General features: G+C 60.4%; 20 protein-coding genes. 1 reads left to right on the top strand and 19 read right to left on the bottom strand.

What is annotated here, in order from left to right; genetic code table 11:
- Positions 1 to 51 precede the first annotated feature (51 nt).
- From D8M21_RS09530 to ftsW, 12 genes are all read right to left on the bottom strand, one after another.
- On the bottom strand, positions 52 to 1,023 hold the full coding sequence (locus tag D8M21_RS09530; RefSeq protein ID WP_048678798.1) for an RluA family pseudouridine synthase: 972 nt from the start codon (positions 1,021 to 1,023) through the stop codon (positions 52 to 54).
- Positions 1,020 to 1,571, bottom strand: coding sequence for a signal peptidase II (gene lspA, locus D8M21_RS09525; protein WP_238651273.1), 552 nt, complete (start codon positions 1,569 to 1,571; stop codon positions 1,020 to 1,022). Before lspA ends, D8M21_RS09530 begins: the two co-directional genes overlap by 4 nt.
- Positions 1,572 to 1,720: 149 nt before the next feature.
- On the bottom strand, positions 1,721 to 2,497 hold the full coding sequence (locus tag D8M21_RS09520) for a DivIVA domain-containing protein (RefSeq protein WP_048678800.1): 777 nt from the start codon (positions 2,495 to 2,497) through the stop codon (positions 1,721 to 1,723).
- Between the two features lie 148 nt (positions 2,498 to 2,645).
- Positions 2,646 to 2,948: a YggT family protein gene (locus tag D8M21_RS09515; protein WP_126855833.1), complete on the bottom strand. Its 303-nt coding sequence runs from the start codon at positions 2,946 to 2,948 to the stop codon at positions 2,646 to 2,648.
- A 42-nt stretch (positions 2,949 to 2,990) separates the two neighbouring features.
- Positions 2,991 to 3,710: a cell division protein SepF gene (locus D8M21_RS09510; protein WP_053089939.1), complete on the bottom strand. Its 720-nt coding sequence runs from the start codon at positions 3,708 to 3,710 to the stop codon at positions 2,991 to 2,993.
- A gap of 109 nt (positions 3,711 to 3,819) precedes the next feature.
- Complete coding sequence (locus tag D8M21_RS09505; protein ID WP_048678808.1) at positions 3,820 to 4,632, bottom strand: YggS family pyridoxal phosphate-dependent enzyme; 813 nt, start codon at positions 4,630 to 4,632, stop codon at positions 3,820 to 3,822.
- Positions 4,629 to 5,381 (bottom strand): polyphenol oxidase family protein, encoded by a 753-nt coding sequence (locus D8M21_RS09500; protein WP_238651265.1) that lies wholly within the window; start codon positions 5,379 to 5,381, stop codon positions 4,629 to 4,631. The genes D8M21_RS09505 and D8M21_RS09500 overlap by 4 nt, the downstream gene beginning before the upstream one ends.
- A gap of 231 nt (positions 5,382 to 5,612) precedes the next feature.
- Positions 5,613 to 6,869: a cell division protein FtsZ gene (gene ftsZ, locus D8M21_RS09495; protein ID WP_048678811.1), complete on the bottom strand. Its 1,257-nt coding sequence runs from the start codon at positions 6,867 to 6,869 to the stop codon at positions 5,613 to 5,615.
- Between the two features lie 253 nt (positions 6,870 to 7,122).
- Entirely contained in the window at positions 7,123 to 8,316 is a 1,194-nt protein-coding gene (locus tag D8M21_RS09490; protein ID WP_048678815.1) for a cell division protein FtsQ/DivIB, read from the bottom strand.
- Positions 8,317 to 8,336: 20 nt separating this feature from the next.
- Entirely contained in the window at positions 8,337 to 9,836 is a 1,500-nt protein-coding gene (murC, locus tag D8M21_RS09485) for a UDP-N-acetylmuramate--L-alanine ligase (RefSeq protein ID WP_048678818.1), read from the bottom strand.
- Positions 9,837 to 9,840: 4 nt separating this feature from the next.
- Complete coding sequence (locus D8M21_RS09480) at positions 9,841 to 10,956, bottom strand: UDP-N-acetylglucosamine--N-acetylmuramyl-(pentapeptide) pyrophosphoryl-undecaprenol N-acetylglucosamine transferase (RefSeq protein WP_048678820.1); 1,116 nt, start codon at positions 10,954 to 10,956, stop codon at positions 9,841 to 9,843.
- 53 nt (positions 10,957 to 11,009) lie between these two features.
- On the bottom strand, positions 11,010 to 12,152 hold the full coding sequence (gene ftsW / locus D8M21_RS09475) for a putative lipid II flippase FtsW (protein WP_158088290.1): 1,143 nt from the start codon (positions 12,150 to 12,152) through the stop codon (positions 11,010 to 11,012).
- 73 nt (positions 12,153 to 12,225) lie between these two features.
- On the opposite strand from ftsW, the gene D8M21_RS11650 reads away from it, so the two are divergent.
- A complete protein-coding gene (locus D8M21_RS11650) occupies positions 12,226 to 12,303 on the top strand; it encodes a twin-arginine translocation signal domain-containing protein (RefSeq protein ID WP_353954373.1) in 78 nt (25 codons plus the stop codon).
- On the opposite strand, the gene murD is transcribed toward D8M21_RS11650, so the two are convergent.
- The 7 genes from murD to rsmH form a co-directional block, all read right to left on the bottom strand.
- Complete coding sequence (gene murD, locus D8M21_RS09465) at positions 12,269 to 13,822, bottom strand: UDP-N-acetylmuramoyl-L-alanine--D-glutamate ligase (RefSeq protein WP_048678823.1); 1,554 nt, start codon at positions 13,820 to 13,822, stop codon at positions 12,269 to 12,271. The two genes, D8M21_RS11650 and murD, sit on opposite strands and share 35 nt — an antisense overlap.
- Positions 13,822 to 14,943: a phospho-N-acetylmuramoyl-pentapeptide-transferase gene (gene mraY, locus D8M21_RS09460; RefSeq protein WP_048678825.1), complete on the bottom strand. Its 1,122-nt coding sequence runs from the start codon at positions 14,941 to 14,943 to the stop codon at positions 13,822 to 13,824. Before mraY ends, murD begins: the two co-directional genes overlap by 1 nt.
- Before the next feature lie 32 nt (positions 14,944 to 14,975).
- A complete protein-coding gene (locus tag D8M21_RS09455) occupies positions 14,976 to 16,445 on the bottom strand; it encodes a UDP-N-acetylmuramoyl-tripeptide--D-alanyl-D-alanine ligase (protein ID WP_126855832.1) in 1,470 nt (489 codons plus the stop codon).
- The gene (locus D8M21_RS09450; RefSeq protein WP_048678832.1) at positions 16,442 to 18,142 is read right to left on the bottom strand and encodes a UDP-N-acetylmuramoyl-L-alanyl-D-glutamate--2,6-diaminopimelate ligase; all 1,701 of its coding nucleotides are present in this window, start codon (positions 18,140 to 18,142) and stop codon (positions 16,442 to 16,444) included. Before D8M21_RS09450 ends, D8M21_RS09455 begins: the two co-directional genes overlap by 4 nt.
- Positions 18,143 to 18,249: 107 nt before the next feature.
- Complete coding sequence (locus D8M21_RS09445; RefSeq protein WP_238651263.1) at positions 18,250 to 20,097, bottom strand: peptidoglycan D,D-transpeptidase FtsI family protein; 1,848 nt, start codon at positions 20,095 to 20,097, stop codon at positions 18,250 to 18,252.
- Between the two features lie 228 nt (positions 20,098 to 20,325).
- Positions 20,326 to 21,027 (bottom strand): hypothetical protein, encoded by a 702-nt coding sequence (locus D8M21_RS09440; RefSeq protein WP_048678835.1) that lies wholly within the window; start codon positions 21,025 to 21,027, stop codon positions 20,326 to 20,328.
- A complete protein-coding gene (rsmH, locus tag D8M21_RS09435; protein ID WP_126855831.1) occupies positions 21,024 to 22,016 on the bottom strand; it encodes a 16S rRNA (cytosine(1402)-N(4))-methyltransferase RsmH in 993 nt (330 codons plus the stop codon). The genes D8M21_RS09440 and rsmH overlap by 4 nt, the downstream gene beginning before the upstream one ends.
- Positions 22,017 to 22,160: the final 144 nt, after the last annotated feature.

Raw genomic sequence — 22,160 nt, 5'->3', positions numbered from 1 at the left:
ATGGGTAAAACCTTTGCCGGAGGATGGAGCCGCGGAAGTCACCACTCCACTTTAGGTGCTCGACGCCGTGAGAGCATCTCCGTTGCGCATGGCGTCCACCGCAAAACTCAGGTCGGGCGAATATTCGCTCGTGAATTCCACCACCTGGCCCGTGCCGGGGTGCTCAAAACCGAGCCGATGAGCGTGCAACCACTGACGAGTCAGCCCCCAACGGGCCGAGAGTGCCGGGTCCGCCCCGTACGTAAGGTCACCACAGCATGGATGATGCAGAGCAGAAAAATGGACCCTGATCTGGTGAGTACGTCCGGTTTCCAAGTGAACTTCCACCAGGCTCGCCGGGCCGAAGGCCTCCAGAACTTCGTAATGCGTGATTGCCTCGCGGCCGTCCTCGACGACAGCGAAACGCCACTCGTGCCCGGGATGGCGTCCGATTGGCGCGTCGATGGTCCCACGCAGGGGATCCGGAATTCCTTGAACCAGTGCGTGGTAGACCTTGGTCACGGTTCGCTCTTTGAATGCCTTCTTCAAGACCGAGTACGAATGTTCGTTTTTGGCGACAACCATCAAACCCGACGTTCCAACGTCCAGCCGATGCACGATACCTTGACGCTCTGCCGCACCGGATGTGGAAATTGCCACCCCCACTGCGGTCAGCGCGCCCACCACGGTGGGACCATGCCAGCCCGGGGAAGGATGGGCCGCCACCCCTGCCGGTTTGTTGACGACGACGATGTCGTCGTCTTCGTGCACAATGTCAAACCCATCCACGGTTTCTGGCACTACGCGGATCTTGGCATCGGGATCCGGAACCTCCGCCGTAACCTGAGCGCCCACCGGAACCTTCAGCGACTTCGTGGGCTTGAGCGGCTTTCCCCCGACCTCGACGGACACCCTGTCTTCGGCACACCACTGACTGGCCGCCGATCGGGAACGGCCGGTGACCTCGGCCAAGTATGCGTCCAAACGCAACCCCGAGTGGTCGGCATCAACGGTCCACGTCGTCACGTCGTTCGTATCCTTCATGAACGGTCCTCTTCAGCAGGTTGAGCGGGCTCGGAAGTGCGCCCGTCGAGCGGAACTCCTCGAAGCATCACAATGGCTAGCACCACAATGCTCACCGTGATGCAGGAGTCCGCGACATTGAAAATCGCGAAGTGCGGAACGGAGATGAAATCAACGACATGTCCGCGCCCAAAACCGGGTTCACGGAAAAGCCGGTCGGTGAGGTTGCCCAGCACACCCGCGAGCAGCCCAAAAAGACCAAGAATCCAGGCACGAGAACGGGCCTTCGGGAGATAGAACAGCACCACGCATGCGACGACTGCCATCACGATCGTGAAAATCCAAGTGATGGATTCCCCCATCGAAAATGCCGCACCCGGGTTCCGGATGAAACGCCACCACAGCACGCCGTCCACGACGGGGATGACCTGCCCTTCCGTCATATTCGACACGACCATGTGTTTGGAGACTTGGTCGAGCGTGTACAGCACGATCAGCATCACCACGCCGCCCATGACATAGGGGCGACGAATTCGATCCGACGAAACGGTGTCGGCGCGCTGGCTCACGGTCGAAATTCTCCTCATAGATAGACTGCGGGGCTAACACACCGGTAGTGCTCGAAGCATCCGGTATGCCTTTAACAGAGTACCGGGGCCAGCGCCACTGGGACGCTGACCCCGGTATCGGGCCGAGACTCGACGGTCTCCGTTCCGACTTACTTGGAGTCGGTCGGCTCGACGCGCGGCGAATTCTCCAAGTCGGTGAGCTTGCCCTCGAGGTAGGACTTCAGCTCGCGACGGTACTTCGATTCAAAGGTGCGGAGGGTTTCCACATCAGACTCGAGATTGGTCTTCGACTCCTCGAGAGAGGCAAGAATCGACGAGCGCTTGGCTTCCGCATCGCTCAAGAGCGATTGAGCCGTGGTTTGGCCTTCCTCGATGAGGCGGGCCTTTTCGGACTCGCCCTGCGAGACGTAATCATCGTGCAGACGCTGTGCCATGGCGATGACGGCCGCCGCCGACGCGGCAGACTCGCTCTGGCCTCCCTGAGCGGATCCGGCATTTGTGGAATCCGACGCCTGAGCGGTCTCGCTCGTCGTGGCGCCCTCGGCCGCCGTGGGAACCTGCTCCTCGGTCGGGTGAATCTCAGAGTTGAGGTTTTCGGTCTTCAGATCGGACGAAGAGTCAGACTCGACGTTCAACGCTGCCACGGAATCGGACGAGCCTTCACCGTTCGATGTGGAGTTCTTCGACGTCGCGTTCTGAGTCGGGGCCTCAGCGTTGCTCACGCCGACCGTCGAGACGGAATCCGACTCGGGATCGACGCCGGCCTCGCGAAGCTTCTGCGTCAACTCGTCGTTTTCCTTGTGGAGACGGCGGAGTTCGGTCACGACCTCATCGAGGAAAAGGTCGACCTCTTCCTGGTCGTATCCCTCACGGAATTTGGTGGGTTGGAAGGTCTTGTTAATGACCTGTTCCGGGGTCAATGTCATGAAATACACCTCTTGTCGTTGAGATGCGGCGGCTGTCGCATCGAAGTTGTGTTGGGGGCAAGCCGGCCGCTGCCTCACGGTTCACACGAGAGCTTATGGGAAAAGTCTGACGAAAACCTTGATGTCGAGCGGAGCGCCGACGATTCGGCTAGGACACGCCCGAGGCTAACGAGGCTCTCACGATGCTCTGCGCGATGCTGAGAACGACCAACAACACTAGGAAGCCCATGTCAAGCGAAACGGTTCCGATACGCAATGGCGGAATCCACTTACGCATCAACCGCATCGGCGGATCGGTCATGGTGTAGACCGTCGACGCAAAAATGAGCGCAACACCTTGAGGCTTCCAGAACCTCGCGAATGTTTGCACCCAGTCCAGAATCAGCCGAAACATCAGCACGAGAAACGCCAAATACAAGGCGAAATGGATGATGGCCAAAGCCGAGATCAACGGACGAATCCTTCCTATGACGAACCAAGCACCGACGCGCTATTAGCTGTGGTTGAACAGTGAATCGTCAGATTCGTTTGGTGCCGACGAGACGTCCTCGGACGCGAGGACCTCCAAGTTGGAGGGCGTCAGCAAGAACACCTGCTCGGTCACACGTTCAATGCTGCCGTTCAGAGCGAACGTCAGTCCCGACGAAAAATCTACCAGTCGCTTTGCCTCAGCAACGTCCATATCCGTGACGTTCATGATCACGGGAATGTTGTTCCGGAAGGATTCGCCGATCACCTTCGCGTCGTTGTAGGAGCGCGGGTGAATGGTGGTAATGCGTCGCAATTCGTTTTCGCTTTCGGTTTGTGCCGCAGCACGGTTAATCGGGGTCACGGGAGCGCGGTACTCATCTTCCGCATCCGTCGCTTCCTGGCTGTTACGCCGGGAAGTAGTCGTTTGAGCAGCATCGGCTCGACGCACGGCCGAGGAGGACGAACGAGATTCGCGGCGAGGCTGAGAGCGTCGTTCCACGGGACGACGCTCGTCCTGATCGTCAAGCTCGTACTCATAGTCTTCGTGCTGTTCGACTCGGGGGCGAGTCGCCAGTGCCGTGGAGCCTTCGATGGATTCGCGCGGGGCACGCTCCATCGAATCGGCATACGACTGTTCATTTGCTTCCGGCTCAACCCGACGCCGTTGCGCCGCGGGCTGGGCCTCGTACCCGTCGTCGGCGAGGCCAAGAAAGACCATCGCCTGGCGCAGTGTTCCGGCCATGTGAACTCCTCGAGAATCGTTCGTTAAACGGGCGCTACCCGCCAATGGGACCATTATTCCCACTGACTAGGGAAATCAGGTGGGTCAACACGCCACAATCGGGGAATCATCACGCGTTATTGCGTGGTCGATTCCCCATGATGGCACTTCCAACTCGGACGCTGGTCGATCCCCATCGTATCGCTTCAGCCATATCACCGCTCATACCGGCAGAGATCTTCCAGGCATCGGGATGGCTTTCCCTCAGACGACGGCTGAGCGTGTGAAGCTTCTCAAAGGCACGATCGGGTTCAGCACCAAGCGGTGCTACGGCCATTAGCCCACCGAGCTTCAGGCCTTCTGCCTCGGAAATGAGATCGGCCAGGTGCTCGATGTCCTGGGGATCCGCTCCTCCCCGGGTCCCCTGTGCAGCCGCTCCGGGAGTTACCTTGGCGTCGTCCAAGCCCACCTGGATGAAACATTCCAGGCCACCATGACTCGCCGCCGCCGGCTCAGAGGCTTCGCCAGCTTCAGCGCGAGAAATCGCCGCGGAATAGGCTTTGCTCAATGCTTTGACGATCGAGGCCCGATCAACAGATTGGACGCTCGTCGCGTATCGGACCACTGATTTGGCCTTATTCGACTGCAATTGACCGATGTAATGCCATGACACCGGCTCATCGATGAATGGGCTGAGGTCATGTGCCTTCTGCGAGGCTTCCTGGTCGCGGTTCTCTCCGTAGGTGCGAATTCCGAGGTCGTACAGGGCCTTGACGTCAGAGGCGGGAAAAAACTTGGTGACGGTTATTAATTCAACGCCGACGTGAGGATCCCTCACATCGGCCGGCGTCATCGCGGCCATCTGCTCAATTTCCTTCAGGACGCGCTCATGTCGCACGGACAATTCTCGTGCCCGCTCCGCCTCATACTCGATTGCCGTCATGTCAGTACATCTCCTTCGTCGGTCATCGATTCAGTCCGTGAGGACGCTGATTGATGACCCCGCCGCCACACGAGACCGGCGATCCTCCCTTGTCCAGGTGCTCGCCGATGCGAAAAAAGGTCGTCCTGTTCAAAGGTGCATTCGTTGATGACTTTGCGGTGAACCTCCACGCCGAGGCTCCGCAGTTGCTTTTCGGCGGCAGCTGGAAGATCGAGACCAGGGCTACCCCAGCGTGTTTTAACGGCGATACCCGGAAGCTTGGCCTCGGCGTCGTGCGCCATATCCGGAGGCACCTCATAGCACCGTCCACAAATCGACGGCCCTATCCAGGCTTGCAGATCAGTTCCTCCAGCGGCACGAAGGGATTCGATGGCATTCGGCAAGACTCCGTGAAGGAGCCCTTGACGCCCAGCATGGGCCACCGCATAGATCAGGGGATTCGACGACGTCACAATCACCGGAAGACAGTCGGCCGTCATGATGGCCAGAGGGCGCCCGTGCTTCGTCAACGCCGCGTCGGCCACAGGTGCCAAGGCGCGCTCTTCCTCCGCAGAAGAGTTCATGGGAATGAGCGGAGCTTCGTCGGCAAGCACGACGTCCGTCCCATGCACCTGCTCCAAAAACAACAAGCTACCCGGATCGAGGCCGATTCCACGTTCGATGCGTCGTCGGTGCTCCTGAGGGTCCGACGTTCCAAGCACGTGCAAACCGAGGTTTCCGGTAGCAGATGCGGTAAAAGCGACCGACACCCCCGACGGCAGATCCGCTCTATGCCTCAGATGAACACGCGTATCGCTTGTCGATCCTCCACCCTCGTGCATTGCACCGTCCACCGCCTCGAAATCGGCCCCTTCAATGAGCCTGATGGCAAAACTACTTACGGGGCATCACGCCCCGAGGGACGCGCCGTGGATGAGATGCGACGGGCGGGACGGCATAGCCGTCCCGCCCGTCGGCTTCACACGCGCGTTTTCAGTTGGTTACTTCAGGAAGTCAGGAACGTCCAGCGAATCCTTACCGGATTTCTTGGCGCCCGACTCACCGTTCGGATCAACGGCCGGGGGTAGATCAACGTCGAACCCGGCGTTCGCCGGAACGTCCGAGTCATCCTGCCACTGCGAGGAGCTACCACCGGAGAATGAGGAGTTCCCGGAATAGCTGTTGCCGCCGCGCTGCGGGTTGCTGGCAACCTTGGCCGGCTGCGAAGATCCGCCACCGTAGGTCTGCTGCGTGCGCTGCGCCTGGTTGGCCGCCGCATTGTTGTTATTGCTGTTCGTCTCGGGGTTCAGGGAATCGAATCCCGCGGCAATCACGGTGACCCGCGCTTCATCGCCCAAGGCGTCGTCGATCACGGCACCGAAGATGATGTTGGCATCGGGGTGAGCCACTTCCTGAACCAACCGAGCGGCTTCGTTGATCTCGAACAAGCCAAGATCCGAGCCGCCCTGGATGGACAGCAGGACACCGTGAGCACCGTCGATGGATGCCTCGAGAAGCGGTGAAGCGATGGCAAGCTCCGCAGCCTTGACGGCACGGTCCTCTCCCTGCGCCGAACCAATTCCCATGAGAGCCGATCCCGCGCCCTGCATCACGGACTTGACGTCGGCGAAGTCCAAGTTGATGAGGCCCGGGGTGGTGATGAGGTCGGTAATTCCCTGAACACCGGAGAGCAAGACCTGGTCCGCAGACTTGAATGCGTCGAGCATCGACACATTGCGGTCTGAGATGGAGAGCAAGCGGTCATTCGGGATCACGATCAAGGTGTCGACCTCGTCGCGCAGAGACTCGATGCCGGTTTCGGCCTGGTTCGAACGACGGCGCCCCTCGAAGGTGAACGGGCGAGTCACGACGCCGATAGTCAAGGCACCGAGCGAGCGAGCGATTCGAGCCACGACGGGTGCGCCACCCGTACCGGTTCCGCCACCCTCGCCGGCGGTCACGAAGACCATGTCGGCGCCCTTCAGGACTTCCTCGATCTCTTCTTCGTGATCTTCGGCGGCCTGACGACCAACTTCGGGGTTCGCGCCGGCACCAAGTCCGCGAGTCATCTCGCGACCCACATCCAGCTTGACGTCGGCATCCGACATCAGCAACGCCTGAGCGTCGGTGTTAATGGCAATAAATTCGACGCCACGTAGGCCGACTTCGATCATGCGGTTGACCGCGTTGACGCCGCCGCCGCCGATGCCGACGACCTTAATGACGGCGAGGTAATTCTGGGGAGTTGTAACGTCCATGGGTTTCCTCGTTTGAGCGTGTGAAGCCAACATTCCGGAACCCGAGTCCTGAACCTAAGCTTGAAGGTTTAGATTATGGACCGGATTTCGACTATCAGCCGGTTCCTATACCGCAACTAGAGTATCAATCACCGGTAGGCGTGTCGCACCGATTCGGCGTTTCGCGCCTAAGAATTTCCGGGAAATCTCCTCAGTCTGTTGGTGATATTCAACCTTGACGTTAAGGTTTAGATCGCCGAGAACGCGCGATGCGTTACTTGGTGACCGGGTGATCAGGGCTCGAAACGTCGTAGACCGACGCGCCACCTTGATCTTTGAGGGCCTTGACCAGGCTATTCAATACTTGAGCTTTAAATTCGCTCTGGTCGCTGGTCCCCCAAATCACTTGTGAACCGTCCTTCATGTCCAAACGAATATTGGACGGGGAATCCGCCTCAACCTTGTTCAGCTGAGACAACAAGGACTGCGGAAGAGTCTGCAACGCCGCCACCGCCGAGGTGAAGGATTCGCTCTTGACCGCATCCGGACCGCCATCCAATAACGGCACGCCGGCTTCATTCACCGACTTCTTCGAGCCCACAGCGACGCCGTTTTTATCCACCAAGATGTATTGGTCACCGGACTTCACGGTTGCCACAGGAATTCGCTCGTGAACGGTAACTTCCAAGTCGTGGGGCGGCTTCGCTTCGATGCTGACGCCTTCGACGACGACGTCGTTACCGATCATGCCCTGAACCTCGTCCGAGCTGATGCGCGTCAACGGCCGTCCTTTGAGGGGATCGAGGGCTTTTTGCACCTTTGCTTGGTCGGAAAGGTTTGCCCCCTTGATCGTGATGTTGTGGACCGCCAACAAGGGCGAATAGAACACCACGCCGAAAAACAAAAGGGCCGCCAGGAGTAGCACCCCGATACCAGCGATCCAGCGGGTTCGTCGGGGCAGCTTCCCCCACCAACGCGCGCTTCTCTGGCGATTTTGGGCACTTCGCGAGGGCTGGTTGCCCTGCCTCTTTCGGCGCCGGTCCTCCGCCTGAGGGAAGCTCAGGATGTTATCCGGACGCTCTTCGGCCCCAGTCTGAGTGGGCTTCGACGACGGTTCCGGGCGGTCGTCCTGCGCAGTCCTTCCGGGCTGCCCCTCCGGCACACGTTCGACCCGAACCTTAGCTTCGTCATTGACGCGCACTGCGGCAGGGCGGTGTTCGTCGACTCGCTGGGTGCTCCCGATGGCTTCGATGCGTTGTCCTCGGGTACCGGCGTCGCCCCGAGCCGTCGCTTCGGCCAACTGATCGCGGGGGTTACGTGGCGCTCGGTTCGGCCGTTCGGAGTCTTCCGTGGTCGAGACCCTGGGTGCTTCGCCCGAGGAAGAGACATCCGCAGGACGCACAGAACCGGTCGTCGCGTCTTCTCCTTGCTTCGACGACGGCGACGGCTGCTCCTGGTGACGGGGCATGCGTGGACGATGGAGTGGGCTCATGCCGAATCCCGGGCGTTAACGGGCCCTTCCTCACGCAGCTCGTTCAAGACGATCTCGCCGTACGTTGTGACGTCGCCGGCGCCGATCGTCATGACGATATCTCCATCATTCGCCGACGAAGCAATCTGCTGGGCTGCTTCCTCGGGGCTCGCGGCGTACCGCACCTCGGTGAACCCGGCGTCTGTGATCAGGTGGCTGGTCACGCCGGCCATCGGTTCCTCGCGAGCGGGGAAGATGTCGACCACATACGCACGGTCCGCCAACGAGAGGGCCTCAGCAAATTCTCGGGCAAATTCCTGAGTTCGCGAGAAGAGATGCGGTTGGAAAATCGCGTAAACGGTGTGCCCATCGGCAACGGTACGAGCGGCTTCTAGCGCTGCGGCCACCTCGGTTGGGTGGTGGGCGTAGTCGTCGTACACGGAGATTCCGCGCTCACGACCTCGCAACTCAAATCGGCGAGCAGAACCGGTGAATGCGGACAACGCTTGAGCCGCCCGATCCATATCGAATCCGGCGTACAGAGCACAGCACAGGGCAGCTGCCGCATTCCGAACGTTATGCGCGCCAGGGACCGAAAGCCTCAGCCGCGTGGACCCCGAGTGGGAGTTCCCCCTCAGGTCTACGTCCCAGGTCACCTCGGCGGTACTGGTCGTACCTTCCCCGTTGATGTCGCGAATCACGACGTCGGCACCGTCCGTGGTGCCATAGGTCAACACAGTTCCGCCCCGGTTCCGGTGCCCCGTCGCCAGACGCCGTGCGCCGGGGTCATCCCAGCAGGCCACCAGGACCCCGGGGTCGGCCAGGGAATCAACAAATTGATCGAAGGCATCGGTGACAGCCTCGGAGCTTCCATAGAAGTCCAGGTGGTCAGGCTCGACGTTGGTCACGACGGCGATAGTCGGCCTGTACTTGACAAAGGAGCCATCCGATTCATCGGCTTCGGCGATGAACCATGAGTCAGGTCCCGTCGCGCCAAGGGCCGCGTTGGACCCCAGAGCCGCAATCCGGGCTCCTACAGCGAATGACGGCTGCGCTCCCACGCCGTCGTACATGACCGAAATCATGGAGCTCGTGGTGGTTTTGCCGTGCGTTCCGGCGACAGCCACCGATTGCGACTGGTCCATCGAGGCGGCAAGGGCATCCGACCGGTGCACTACCCGCAATCCTGCGGCCCGGGCTGCGGCGAGTTCCGGGTTCGTCGGCTTAATGGCTGTGGAGACGACAACGGTGTCCACGTTCTCGACATTCGAGGCGTCCTGCGGAATATGGACCGTGGCGCCCTTCGCCCGGAGGACGTCGAGCGCGGCGTTGTCCTTCATATCGGATCCGCTCACCGAAAGCCCATGAGCCAACATCAAATCGGCAATCGCCGACATTCCCGTTCCGCCCATGCCAATGAAGTGGATGCGTCCGAGCTCGCCCAGCGAGGGCCGCTCCGGAAACGGCGGATACATGAAGTCCGGCAGCAATTTCGAGTTCTCGTGCTGTGCATTCATGGGATTAGTGGTTCCCTCCCTGGCTTGCGGCGTCGTCGATCAGCTCTGCCATCTGCTGCGCCGCGTCGCGAATGCCATGACGGTATCCGTTCCGGGACATCTCTGTGAGGCGTTCCGAGTTCGTGACGACGGGCAAGACCGAGGACACAAACCAATCGGCGTTGAATTTCTTGTCCTCGACGAGTAGGGCGGCGTCTGAGCCCACCAGACCGGCAGCGTTCAACGCTTGTTCGCCGTTCCCGATCGGGAGCGGCACAAAGACCGCCGGACAGCCAACGGCGGCGACTTCGCTCACGGTGGCTGCGCCGGATCGAGCGATCAACAAGTCGCACGCCGAGTACACCTTTTCCATGCCGTTCACGAATTCGACCTGGTGGTATCCGGGGGCGTTGAGCAAGGAACCGTCATCGTCCAGCAGCTGCTTACCTCGGCCGGTGATGTGCAACATTTGGACGCCCGATTCAACCCATTCCCGACGACGCAGAACCTCGGCGATCGTCCGATTCATGTTCTGTGCGCCCAAAGAACCGCCCGTCACGATGATGGTCGGCACCCCGTCCTGCAGGGCGAGCAGCTGGCGCGATCCGGACCGTTCGGCGGCACGGTCGCACTCGGCGATGCGACGGCTCATCGGCATGCCGACGTGTCGTCCTCCGGCAATCGGCGTCCCCTCGAAGGCCGTCGCCACGACAACGGCCTTCTTGGCCCCGACCTTATTGGCCAGTCCCGGACGTTGGTTGGCCTCGTGGATCACCACGGGTACGTTTTCGCGGGCCGCCGCAAGGTACAAGGGCGTGCACACATAACCACCAACACCTACGAGCACATCGGCCTCGGCGCGGCGCAATATTTCCTGGCCTTGACGAACCGCGCGACGCATCCGAAGAGGGAGTTTCAGCAAATCAAGACTGGGTTTGCGGGGCATGGGCACCCGGTCCACAAACTCGAGGTCGTAGCCAGCCTCGGGGACCAGCCTGGTCTCCATACCTGTCTTGGTGCCCACGGCCACGATTTTTGCCTCAGGGTGCCGTTCACGCACGGCGTCCGCAATGGCCAGTAACGGGGAAATGTGCCCCGCTGTCCCACCTCCGGCAACGACGACGGACAGAGGCTGGGTCATGGTCGAATCTCCCTTGGTCGGTAGTGGTGGTCTTCGCAGAGCGAGATCGGTGTCTAGTCTACGTCCGCGCGATGCTTATCGAGGGACGCCAGACTGATCGCGGGATGGGTCGGGGATTTTGTCAGGGCCATCCCGAAACCGGCCGCAAAGAGGGAGACCGTCAAGGACGTGCCTCCGTAGGAGACGAACGGCAACGGAATACCGATCACGGGCAAGAGACCCGTCACCATACCAATGTTGACGAAGGCTTCCCCGACGAACCAGGCCATCAGGGCTGCCGCAGACAAGCGCACGAAACGGTCGCTCGAGCGAAGGATCACCCGGGCCAGGCACAGCGCCATGACGGCAAAGAGGGCCACCACGATGCACGTCCCAATGAATCCCAGCTCTTCACCGAGAATCGCGACAATGAAGTCGTTGTGCGCCTCGGGAAGATAGTTGTATTTCTGGCGCGACTCCCCCAGGCCCTGCCCCCACCACGAACCCGTAGCAAGTGCCGCCAACCCTGAATTGGACTGAAAGCATTCCTGTCCGTCGACGCACTGGGAGGGGAAGAGCCACGACGTGACACGGCTCAGGCGGTGCGGGGCGGATACGACCACCAAGACCGCGATAAGCAATGCACCCAGAATCGATCGCGTGAAAATTTTCATCGGCGCACGTGCGAACCACAAGGCGCTCGCGTAGATCAGCACAAAGACGATGCAGGTACCGGCATCGCCACCGATAATCACCAGCCCACTGACCGCAATGAATCCCAGCGACGACGGCAAAAGCGCGGCGTGTGCACTGGTCGCGACCCGCGTGGACCGAGCCAGGGACCATACGACCCATAGCATGAGCGAGAATTTAGCGATTTCCGACGGCTGGAACGACAGCGGACCAAGGGCGATCCAGTTCCGGTTACCGTTGACTTCCTTACCCAGGGGCGAGAGCACCAAGAGAAGCAAGACCAGCGAAACCCCCATCAGCCAGTACACCAGCCGACGATTTTTCCAGAAGGACAGCTTGATCCGCGCCGCGACGAACATCGCGATGATCCCGATAAAGGCGAAAATACCCTGCCTGATAAAGAGGCTATACGGCGATTGTCCCTGAGCAATCTGCTCGACGGACGAAGCGGACAGCACCATCATGCACCCCAGCACCGTGAGGCCCAGAGCCGATACGGCGATGCCGATCGCCGCGCTATTCATCGATCCCGTGGCGACCCACCGATATAACGGCCGCGAAACATAGCGGTATCCGTCGGCGATCTTGGTCCACAAAGTGTCGCGGCGTGGCTTTCTCGGGCGCTCCGGTGCTGCTGTGCTCATGCTCCGGCGCTTCCTTCCTCGGCTTGGTTGATCTTCTCAACGAGCGCACTCACGGCGTCGATGAAAGCCTCGCCGCGTTCCGCATAGGAAACGAATTGATCCATCGACGCCGCGGCGGGCGCCATGAGAACGGTGTCGTTGTGCTCCGCCAGCTCATGCGCGATGCGCACCGCTGACGACATGATGGATGGCCCGTCTTCAGAAGCAACCTCGGGCGAGGCGGCGTGATGAATCGGCACCTGCGGCGCGTGCTTGCTCAGGGCATCCGCCAAGGAGTCGGTGTCGGTACCGATCAAGATCACTGCCTTGAGGCGGTGGGCGTGCTGGGCCACGAGGTCGTCGTACGCCACACCTTTCGACAGCCCTCCGGCGATCCAGATGACCGGGTCAAAGGAACTGAGCGATGCGTCGGTCGCGTGCGGATTGGTGGCTTTGGAATCGTTGACCCACAGCACGCCATGCGTGGTGGCCACGGGTTGGATGCGGTGCGCTCCAGGTTGGTAGTTCCGCAAACCATCTCGTACGGCCACCGGGTCGACACCAGCCGCTCGTGCCAGGGCCGCAGCTGCCAGAGCATTCTCGACCGTATGACGCGTGGGCAACTCCCCCGTGTCTTTGACGTTGGCGAGCTCCGCAGCCGACGTCCTACGCTCTTCCACGAACGCACGGTCCACCAGCAATCCATCCACGACCCCGAGTTGGGACAGATACGGCGAATCGGTGGTGAAGGAAATCGCCCGGCAGCCTTCCTGCACGTCGGCTTCTTCGACCATGCGTTCGGTCAGAGGAGACGCAGCGTTATAAATGCAGGCCACGCTGGTGTTTTCGTAGATCTTGGCCTTGTCTGCCTGGTAGTTCTCGAAGGAACCATGCCAGTCGATATGGTCTTCGGCAATATTCAGCACTGTCGCAGCAAGGGGCCTCAGCGAATGGCTCCAGTGCAACTGATAGCTGGACAGCTCCACCACAAAGACGTCGTAGTCGACGGGATCGCGCAAAGCGTCAAGAATCGGTGTTCCCACATTGCCCACGGCGATCGCTTTTAAGCCGGCGGCCTGAAGGATGGACTCGGTCATACCGACGGTCGTGGTCTTGCCGTTGGTTCCCGTCACGCACAACCACTCTGTGGTCTTGCGCCCGGCGCGCTCACGCAGTCTCCACGCGAGTTCAACCTCTCCCCAGATCTGAACACCCTCACGGACGGCCTGATCCAGAATGCCCAGGGTGGGACGCAGACCCGGTGAAGTCACGACGAGATCAGGCCGTGCGCCGTCGACGTCGGGCAGGGAATCCATCGCTCCATCGCCGAGGACTGCTCCCGCCGCCCCCACGATCCCGAGCGTCTGCTCTTTGTACCGGGTGTCTTCGGTGTCCTGGCCGTCCACGACGACGACGCGGGCTCCCAGCTCGATCAGGGTGTCGGCTGCGGCAAATCCGGAGACGCCCAGGCCCGCGACGACCACACGCAACCCCGACCATGAGGCGTCCCAGCTGGTCAGTTCGGCCAACCGTGAGTTCTCCACGACGGGATTCTCATTGGTTGCTCGCATTAATTGCTCACTCCTCCGTGGCTGATGAGCCAGTCACCATAGAAAACGCCAAGGGCCAAGGCGACGAAGAGACCGGCAATGATCCAGAAGCGCACGACCACCGTGACTTCTTTCCATCCCTTGAGTTCAAAGTGATGCTGCAAGGGCGCCATCTTGAAGACGCGTTTCCCACCTGAAAGTTTGAAGTACCCCACCTGGATGATCACGGATGCGGAGATCATCACGAAGAGGCCGGCCATGAGCACCAGGAGAATTTGAGTGTGGCTCAAGATCGCGAAGGCCGCCAAGGCACCACCGAGCCCCAAGGAGCCGGTGTCGCCCATGAAGATGGTGGCCGGTGACGTGTTCCACCACAAGAAACCGATCAACGACCCGACCAAGGCGGCGGCCACGACCGACAGCTGGCCGGGATCCCTCACCTCGTAACAGACGTTTTCTACAGAGCCCGGGCCACAGAGGTGGTTGGTCTGCCACATGGTGATCATGAGGTACCCGGAAAACACCAGAATCGAGGCACCTGTTGCCAGGCCGTCCAGCCCGTCCGTCAGATTGACGGCGTTGGTCGTGGCCGTGCCGATCAGGTTAGACCAGATCACGAAGAGGATCACTCCGACTACAGGGATGCCAAAGGAAAGGTCCAGCCATTGGATGTCCCGAGTCAATGAGATGTGCGTCGAAGCCGGAGTCCAGCCCCGGTCATCGGGAAGCAACAGGGCCAGCACACCGAAGATCACGCCGACGGTTCCCTGCAGAACAATTTTGCCTTTCGGCGTGAGCCCCAGCGACTGCTTCCGGGCAATCTTCTTGAAGTCATCGATGAATCCCACACCGGCCATGCCGATCATGAGGAACATCAACAGCAGTGCCGATGCCGACGGCGTCAGCGTGCCGCCAAAAATCAGGCCGTTCAAGAGAAGAGAGAGGAAAAACGCGACGACCGTGGCGCCCATAATAACGACGCCGCCCATCGTGGGAGTGCCTCGTTTAGTCTGGTGGCTCGTGGGTCCGTCCTCACGAATGAACTGGCCGTACTGCTGCCGCACCAGAACCTTGGTGAACAGCGGCGTCCCGGCCAGCGAGAGGATGAGACCGAAGGCCGCGGCAAGCAAGATGGAAATCATGCGTTTCCTTGCGCCTTTCTTCCTAGTGCGTGTCAGGCCTGAGGGCCGCCGGTTTGATCGTGTGCCACTCTATCGCCCAGGAAGCGTAGACCCGCGCCGTTCGACGATTTGAAGAGAGCAATGTCTCCCGGTTCAAGTTCACGTCGCAGGATCTCGAAAGCTTCATCCGCGTCCTTGACCCATACGGCTTCGTCGCCCCAGGAGCCCTCTAGATGGGCCGCGTTGAATAGTGGCGCGGCTTCCTCGCCGATGACAACGAGCTTGGGAATATTCAACCGCACGACGTCGCGGCCGACTTTGTCGTGTTCCTCAACCGAGGCCTCGCCCAGCTCAAGCATCGGGCCCAGGACAGCCCAGGTCCGCCGTGGCGGTTGTGCGTCCCTGCCCATCTGCGCGAGCGTGCGCAAGGCTGCGGCCATGGATTCAGGGTTAGCGTTGTAGGCGTCGTTGATAACGGTCACACCGTCCGGACGATCCGTCCGTTCCATGCGGTACCGGCTCCCCGCGCCTAGTGTGTTGAGGCCTTGAACGATGGCTTCGGGCCGAAGACCCGCCATAAATGCCAACGAGGCGGCCGCCAAGAGGTTGTACACGTGGTGCTCGCCCATGAGTTTCGAGGCGACGGAAAATTCGTCACCGTTCGGGAAGGACAGACGGAAGTGCGGGCAGCCTCCCTCGTCTGTTCGGAGGTCCTTCGCCTCGAGCAGGTCGTGGTCGGTCGTTCCCACGTGGCGGCCTTCGACCCCGAAGTACGTCACGGGGGCCGAGGCCTTGGACTGCATCGGCGCCACCCGGGTGTCGTCCAGGTTCAGCGCCACGCCACCGGTCGATGCGACGCCGTCGGCAAGTTCCGACTTGGTGATGGCGATGTTTTCTACTCCGCCAAATTCCCCGGCGTGAGCGGTGCCCACCTTGAGAATCGCGCCGTAGTCCGGCACCACCATGTCGCAGAGGTAACGAATATTGCCCAGATGATTAGCGCCCATCTCGATGACGAGGAAGCGTGTGGTGTAGTCCGCGCGGAAAACCGTCAGCGGAACGCCGACTTCACCGTTGTATGAGCCGATGGGGGCAACCGTGGGCCCCTCCTCGGCGAAGATTCCTGCCAGAAGATCCTTGGTAGTGGTCTTCCCCGCGGAGCCCGTAATTCCTACGACCGTGACATCGCCATGCCGACGAAGCCTGCCGACGATGTCATGTGCCAAAGCACCCATAGCCTCGACGACGTCGTCCACCACGATGGCGGGATATACGGCACCCTCGGGATCGGAGGTTTCCCTCTCTGCCAGGGCTACCGGGGAACCAGCGTCACGAGATACACCAATGAATCGATGCCCATCCGTAACTTCTCCGGGTTTGGCGATGAAAAGGGTTCCTGCCGACACCTCGCGAGAATCCGTGGTCGCCGAGTCACAGGTCGTGGACGCCGCGAGAGTCTCGTCCATGCCGACGATCCGTCCCCCGACCGCCTCGGAGATTTGTTGAACTGACAGTTCAATCATGATTGTCCTCCCGTGGCTTCTTCTCGTGCGCGCCGAGTTGCCAGAGCTTGACGCAGCTCTTCACGATCGTCGAGGGCATGGTCCACCCCGGCGACATCCTGGCTGGTCTCATGTCCTCTGCCGGCCACCAAGATCGAATCCTGTGGCCCGGCAATCTCGACGGCCCGTGCAATAGCGGCGGAGCGCGGAGCGATATTCTCCACACTCGAAGCCCGTGCGCCGTCCTTCATGGCATCCCGAGCACCGGCTTCGACGGCCTCGCGGATAGGCCCCGGCGCCTCATGGTGAGGATCATCGTCGGTGACCAGCACGACGTCGGCGTGCCGAGCGGCGATGGCTCCCATGATCGGACGTTTGGTCTGGTCTCGCTGGCCGGTGGCTCCAAAGACCACAATGACCTGGCCGTGAGCCTCGTCGTTCGGACGGATCGCGTCCAAGGCACGCTCGAGGGCGTCCGGGTTGTGCGCAAAATCGACGATCGCTACCGGTTCTTGACTCAAGACTTGCATGCGGCCTGGTACCAGAGGAGTCAAGGCATCCTCGGTGGCCAAGACGTCTCGCAGACGGTCGAAGTCCACGCCAGATTCGGCGACCATCACAGCAGCAAGAGCCGCATTGGAGACGTTGAAGTCGGCGGGTAAGCCTGTGGCCGTGCGAATCTCCCGGCCGTCCCTGTGGCGGAGGGTAAAACGATGCCCGATGCCCGCAGGCTCCACCGACTCGACCGTCCAATCGGCGTCGGGCCCTTCCGATCCGGCAGTGTTCCCTCGGCCAAATCCGGTGGACAGGGTGACGACTGAGCCGTCTCCCTGGGCCTGACGTGCGGAGTCCGCCATCCAGAGGCCCCACGCGTCGTCGATAGTGACCACGGACCGTCGTGAATGTTCCGGGGTAAAGAGTTGTGCCTTTGAGGAAGCGTAGGCCTCCATCGTGCCGTGCAAATCCAAGTGGTCCTGTGTGAGGTTGGTGAATCCAGCGACGTCGTAAACCAGACCGTCCACACGCTTGTAGTCCAGGGCGTGCGACGAAACTTCCATGGAGGCCGCGGTAATCCCCTGCTCCCGCATCACCGTGACCAACGAATGAACGTGGGTGGATTCCGGCGTCGTCAGTTTGCTCGGGATGGCGGTGCCGCCGGCAAGGATCTCGATCGTGCCAATGAGACCGGTGAGGTGGCCCAGTTCCGACAGCACCGAATTGACCATGTAGGTGGTAGTCGTTTTGCCATTCGTCCCGGTGACCGCGAAAAGTCGCTGGTCTTCGGCGGATGCCGGCTGGCTCGAATAGATGTGAGCGGCCAACGGTCCCACGACGTCGCGCACCCGATCCACGATGAGCACCGGCAGCTGAACGCCAAGGGCCCGCATCCTTGCGAGGCCGGGTTCGTCGGTAAGAATTGCTGCCGCTCCAAGGCGTACGGCTGCCTCGGAAAAATCGGCCCCGTGGACGTTCGCCCCGGGAAGCGCCACGTAGAGGTCACCGGACTGAACTTCTCTGGAGTCCATGCTGATGCCGGCCACAACTACGGTGGTGGCACCTTCTGCCCGTGCGGCGTACCCCCACTCCTCTAGCGCCGAGGAGAGCTCGTCCAGGGACCTGGTTGGCACATTCGACGGGCGCAGATTTTGGGCGGTCCCCTTCAGAGAGTCCGGACCCGGAGGGGGCGTGTGCTCCGCCGACCGTTCCTCAGAAGTCATGTGGGTGGTCCTTCTTCCTGCGTCCTGCATGCCTGCTCTTGCGGGTGTACCCGATTATTGCTGCTAAGTGGTCTTCACAAGGGAAGACACTACGTATCACGGTGCGATTACCTGCCTTCGCCCGTCTCATCGTCGGTAAATTTGGGGATCGAGACCGGCTTTGTCGACGATCGCGGCACTTGATAGTACTGCAAAACTTTTTCCATGATCTTCGAAAAGACGGGGGTACAACCAATCGCGGTGACATCGCCCTTGGGCCGCTGCAAGACGACGCCGACCAGGTAGGTCGGATCTTCCATGGGCCCGATACCAATGAACGAGGTCGTATAGCCGTCGTAGCCGCCGCCCTTGTCCGCCGGGGCTTCCGCGGTTCCGGTTTTACCACCGACGCGCCAGCCCTTGACGGCAGCCTCCTTGGCGCCGCCTTCGGTAACGACCACTTCCATCATGTCCCGCACCAGTTGCGCGGTGCGCTCGGACACGATGCGCTTCCCCTCGGGTTTGGGACGCTTGTCCTCGGTACCGTCCGGCCCGACGATGGACTCCACGATTCGCGGCGTAAGTTGTATTCCCTTATTCGCCACGGCTTGATAGGCCATCATCGTTTGAAGCGGCGTCTGAGAGACACCCTGACCGAACAGCACCGTGTACTGCTGGCGGACATCCCAGTCTTTGGCAGGCGCCAAAATCCCTCGGTTCTCGCCTGGCAGTTCGATGCCGGTTTTCTTTCCGATGCCGAATTTTTCGAGCCAGTCGTGCCGCTGGTCTTTCGAGAGCTGTTTTCCGGCCAAGACGGTTCCCGTGTTCATGGAATCCGCGATAATTCCGGCAAGGGTTCGCTTTTGTGCCCCGTGGTCGAAGGCGTCGGTAATGGTCTGCCCGTCGATGTGGAGCTCGGCCGGAACGTCGAATCCACTCGTGGGCGTGGACTTGCCCTCTTCGATCACGGCCGAGGCGGTCAGAATCTTTTCCGTCGACCCGGGCTCGGTGGCCGCGCTGACGGTCCTCGCCGCGAAGTCACCCGGAGCCGCCTTTTCGTAGTTGTTCGGGTCAATCATCGACGAATCGGCCAACGCCAGTATCGAGCCGTCTTTAATGTTCATGACCATCGCGGTCCCCCACTCGGCATCCAACTCATCCGAGCGGGCTTTGACCTGCTGCTGAGCGAAGTACTGAATATCGCGATTAATGGTCAGACGAACGGTCTTACCGTCCTCGGCGGGTTGATTCATATCTTCGCCCACCGGGATGCGGATGCCATTGGCACTGATTTCGTAGACTCGTTCGCCATCTTTACCCGTGAGGTCGGTGTCGAACTGGAGCTCAATGCCGCCGGCGGCGCCCTCAGAGTTCAGGAACCCGACGACGGAACCACCAATGGAACCGTCCGGGTAGCTGCGCTTGGAAATGGACTCCGAATAGATAAATGGAGCCTTGATGTCCATGACCGCGTTGTTGACATCAGGCGTGACCTCTTCGGCGATGACGGCGTATTTGCTGTCTCCATCGAGGCTCTTTTTGATGTCGTTGTCCGGCTTCTTGAGGATGTCGGCCAGTTTGTACACCACATCCTGAACGCTCATCTCTTTCTCGTTCAAGCGGTCAACGGGGGCCACGGCCGTTTGGTCCACGGTGATCTTGTATCGCTGAATTGAACGAGCCAAGACGTTGCCGTTGATGTCATGAATTTCTCCGCGCAGTGCGGCAATTTTCTGGGTACGACGCCGTGCATCCAGGGCCGCTTTGGCTCGCCCGGTGGGGTCGATGGCTTGCACCCAAAAGAGTCGCCCCACCAGGAGGGCCAACATGGCAAGAAACGCGGAAATGCCAATAAAGCTGCGCCGAAGTATGCCTTGGGCTTCCTGGCCTTCGGCGCCCGCCGCCCCCTCGGCGTTTCTGCCGTCGCGGGGATCATCCGGTTGGGTCCGCCCGGGGCGATCCTCGGTTGAATCCACTGGCTTCTTTCCTACCCCTCCGTATCGTGGCGGGGACGCACCCCGAACCTTCTTCATCTCCCTGCGTCGGCGTTCAAGCGCCGACCGGGATCTGGACCGAATTTCTTAGTCTAGAGCCTCGAACTGAACGATCCTGGCGGTCCGAGAGTGGAAACCACCACAATCGACCTCACCACTCACGACCTGTCAAGGACGCTGTGACCTCGCTAAAGTTTCAGCCCCTACCTGTTAGTTCGAATGAGCACTCTGAGAGGGTTGTGCAGACGGCTGGTCCGACTTTTTATTGTCGTCCTTCTTTTGGTCGGCTTGCTTCTTTTGGTCGGCTTGCTTTTTCTGATCTTCGGCTTGCTTGGCGGCGTCGGTGTCGCTCTCCAGCGGCGGATCGATCAAGTTGGTCTGACCGTTCTTCTTCGCCTCGGCGTCGTCCGACGGGGCCGCTTGTGCCGCAGCGGGTGTGCCGCTGATCTTCGAGTTTTTAAGATCGAGCTGCGCCTGATCGCTGGCGGAGACCATTCCCAGCTGTGAAGCGCGAATCGCCAAGTTCTGAGGAGCCTGGTGATATTCGATCTCCTGACTTATTTTCTGATTGTCCTCAGTGAGGGAACGCTCCTGAGTGCGAAGGTCCACGAGTTTGTATTGATTTGAAGACAAGGAGATATTCAGCAGAAGGACCACGCCCAGGGTCATGAAGACACCCAGTACAGTGGCAATCACGAGCGATAGCCGTCGGCGACGACGTGCGACCGTGGCGGTGGCGAGCGGGCGACGACGACGCGGCTCCGGGGCCACGGCCAGCTCATGCTCGAGTTCTTCGACTTCGGCATCCCCGACGACGCGAAGGTTGCGTCGCTCCTTGACCGCACTCAGGTTGAGGGCGGCGGGTACACCATTCTCGGTTTCCGAGTCTGTGTACTGCGGTTCTGCACTCATGAAGCCGTCCTAGATTCGCGGATTCGTTCCGCGGCCCGCAACCTTGCGGAGGCCGCGCGCGGATTATTGTTAATTTCTTCGTCGGTTGGATTCTCGACGCCGCGAGTCAAGATCTTGACTTCGGGTCGGTGTTCTTCCAATTCGACTGGAAAACCTTTGGGGGCCGTGGAGACCGCCAAAGCCGTCATCCCACGCTTCACAATTTTGTCCTCAAGTGAGTGATAGCTCATGGCTACGACACGGCCCCCAAGGGTAAGAGAATTCAGTGCGGCGGGAATTGCGGCCTCGAGAGCCTCAAGCTCATGGTTAACTTCAATGCGAAGGGCCTGGAAGGTTCGCTTGGCGGGATGACCCGAATGTCGCTGAGCCGCGGCTGGAACAGCCTTCTTGATGATCTCCACGAGTTCACCCGTACTGACAATTCGGTGATCCTGACGAACTTCAACTAGAGATTGAACAATTCGACCGGCAAATTTTTCTTCGCCCCAGTTGCGGAGGATGCGTCGGAGGTGATTTGCGTCATATTCATTCACAACAACCTCGGCGGTGAGATCATCGTCGACATTCATGCGCATATCCAACGGCGCATCGAAGGAATAGGCGAAGCCTCGCTCCCTTTCATCGAGTTGAAAGGACGAAACTCCGAGATCGAAGAGAACGCCGTCGACGCCCTGTAGGCCACGGCGCCGAACGATCTCTGGAATCTGGTCGTAAACTGCGTGCTCGGGCTGGAAACGGTCACCAAAGCGCTTCAACCGCTCTCCGGCCAATCGGTGGGCCTGAGCATCACGGTCGATACCGATCACCGTTAACGCCGGAAACCGCTGCAAGAGATGTTCGGTATGTCCACCCATTCCCAAGGTGGCATCGATGACCACGGGGCGTTGGCCCGAGAGAGCGGGCTCAAGCAAGTTCACGCATCGCTCCAAAAGTACGGGAACGTGACGATCACGTGCCGACCGCTCCTCGTGAGAGGTCTTTGCATCCATCAAAGGCCTCCGTTTCTCCTCGTGGCTACTCAGTTGCGCGAAATTGCGCTTTTCCGCACCCCTACGGCAAGAACACTGCTGCCTGGTCCCCATCCAAACGAATTCGGCCCTCAATACGGCCTGGCTCAGGGGAAGTTGAGCCAG

Source organism: Kocuria sp. HSID16901 (genome assembly GCF_003989425.1).
GTDB classification, from domain to species: domain Bacteria; phylum Actinomycetota; class Actinomycetes; order Actinomycetales; family Micrococcaceae; genus Rothia; species Rothia massiliensis.
The sequence above is the reverse complement of the archived record's forward strand: the minus strand, read 5'-3'. Positions and strand labels throughout refer to the sequence as shown.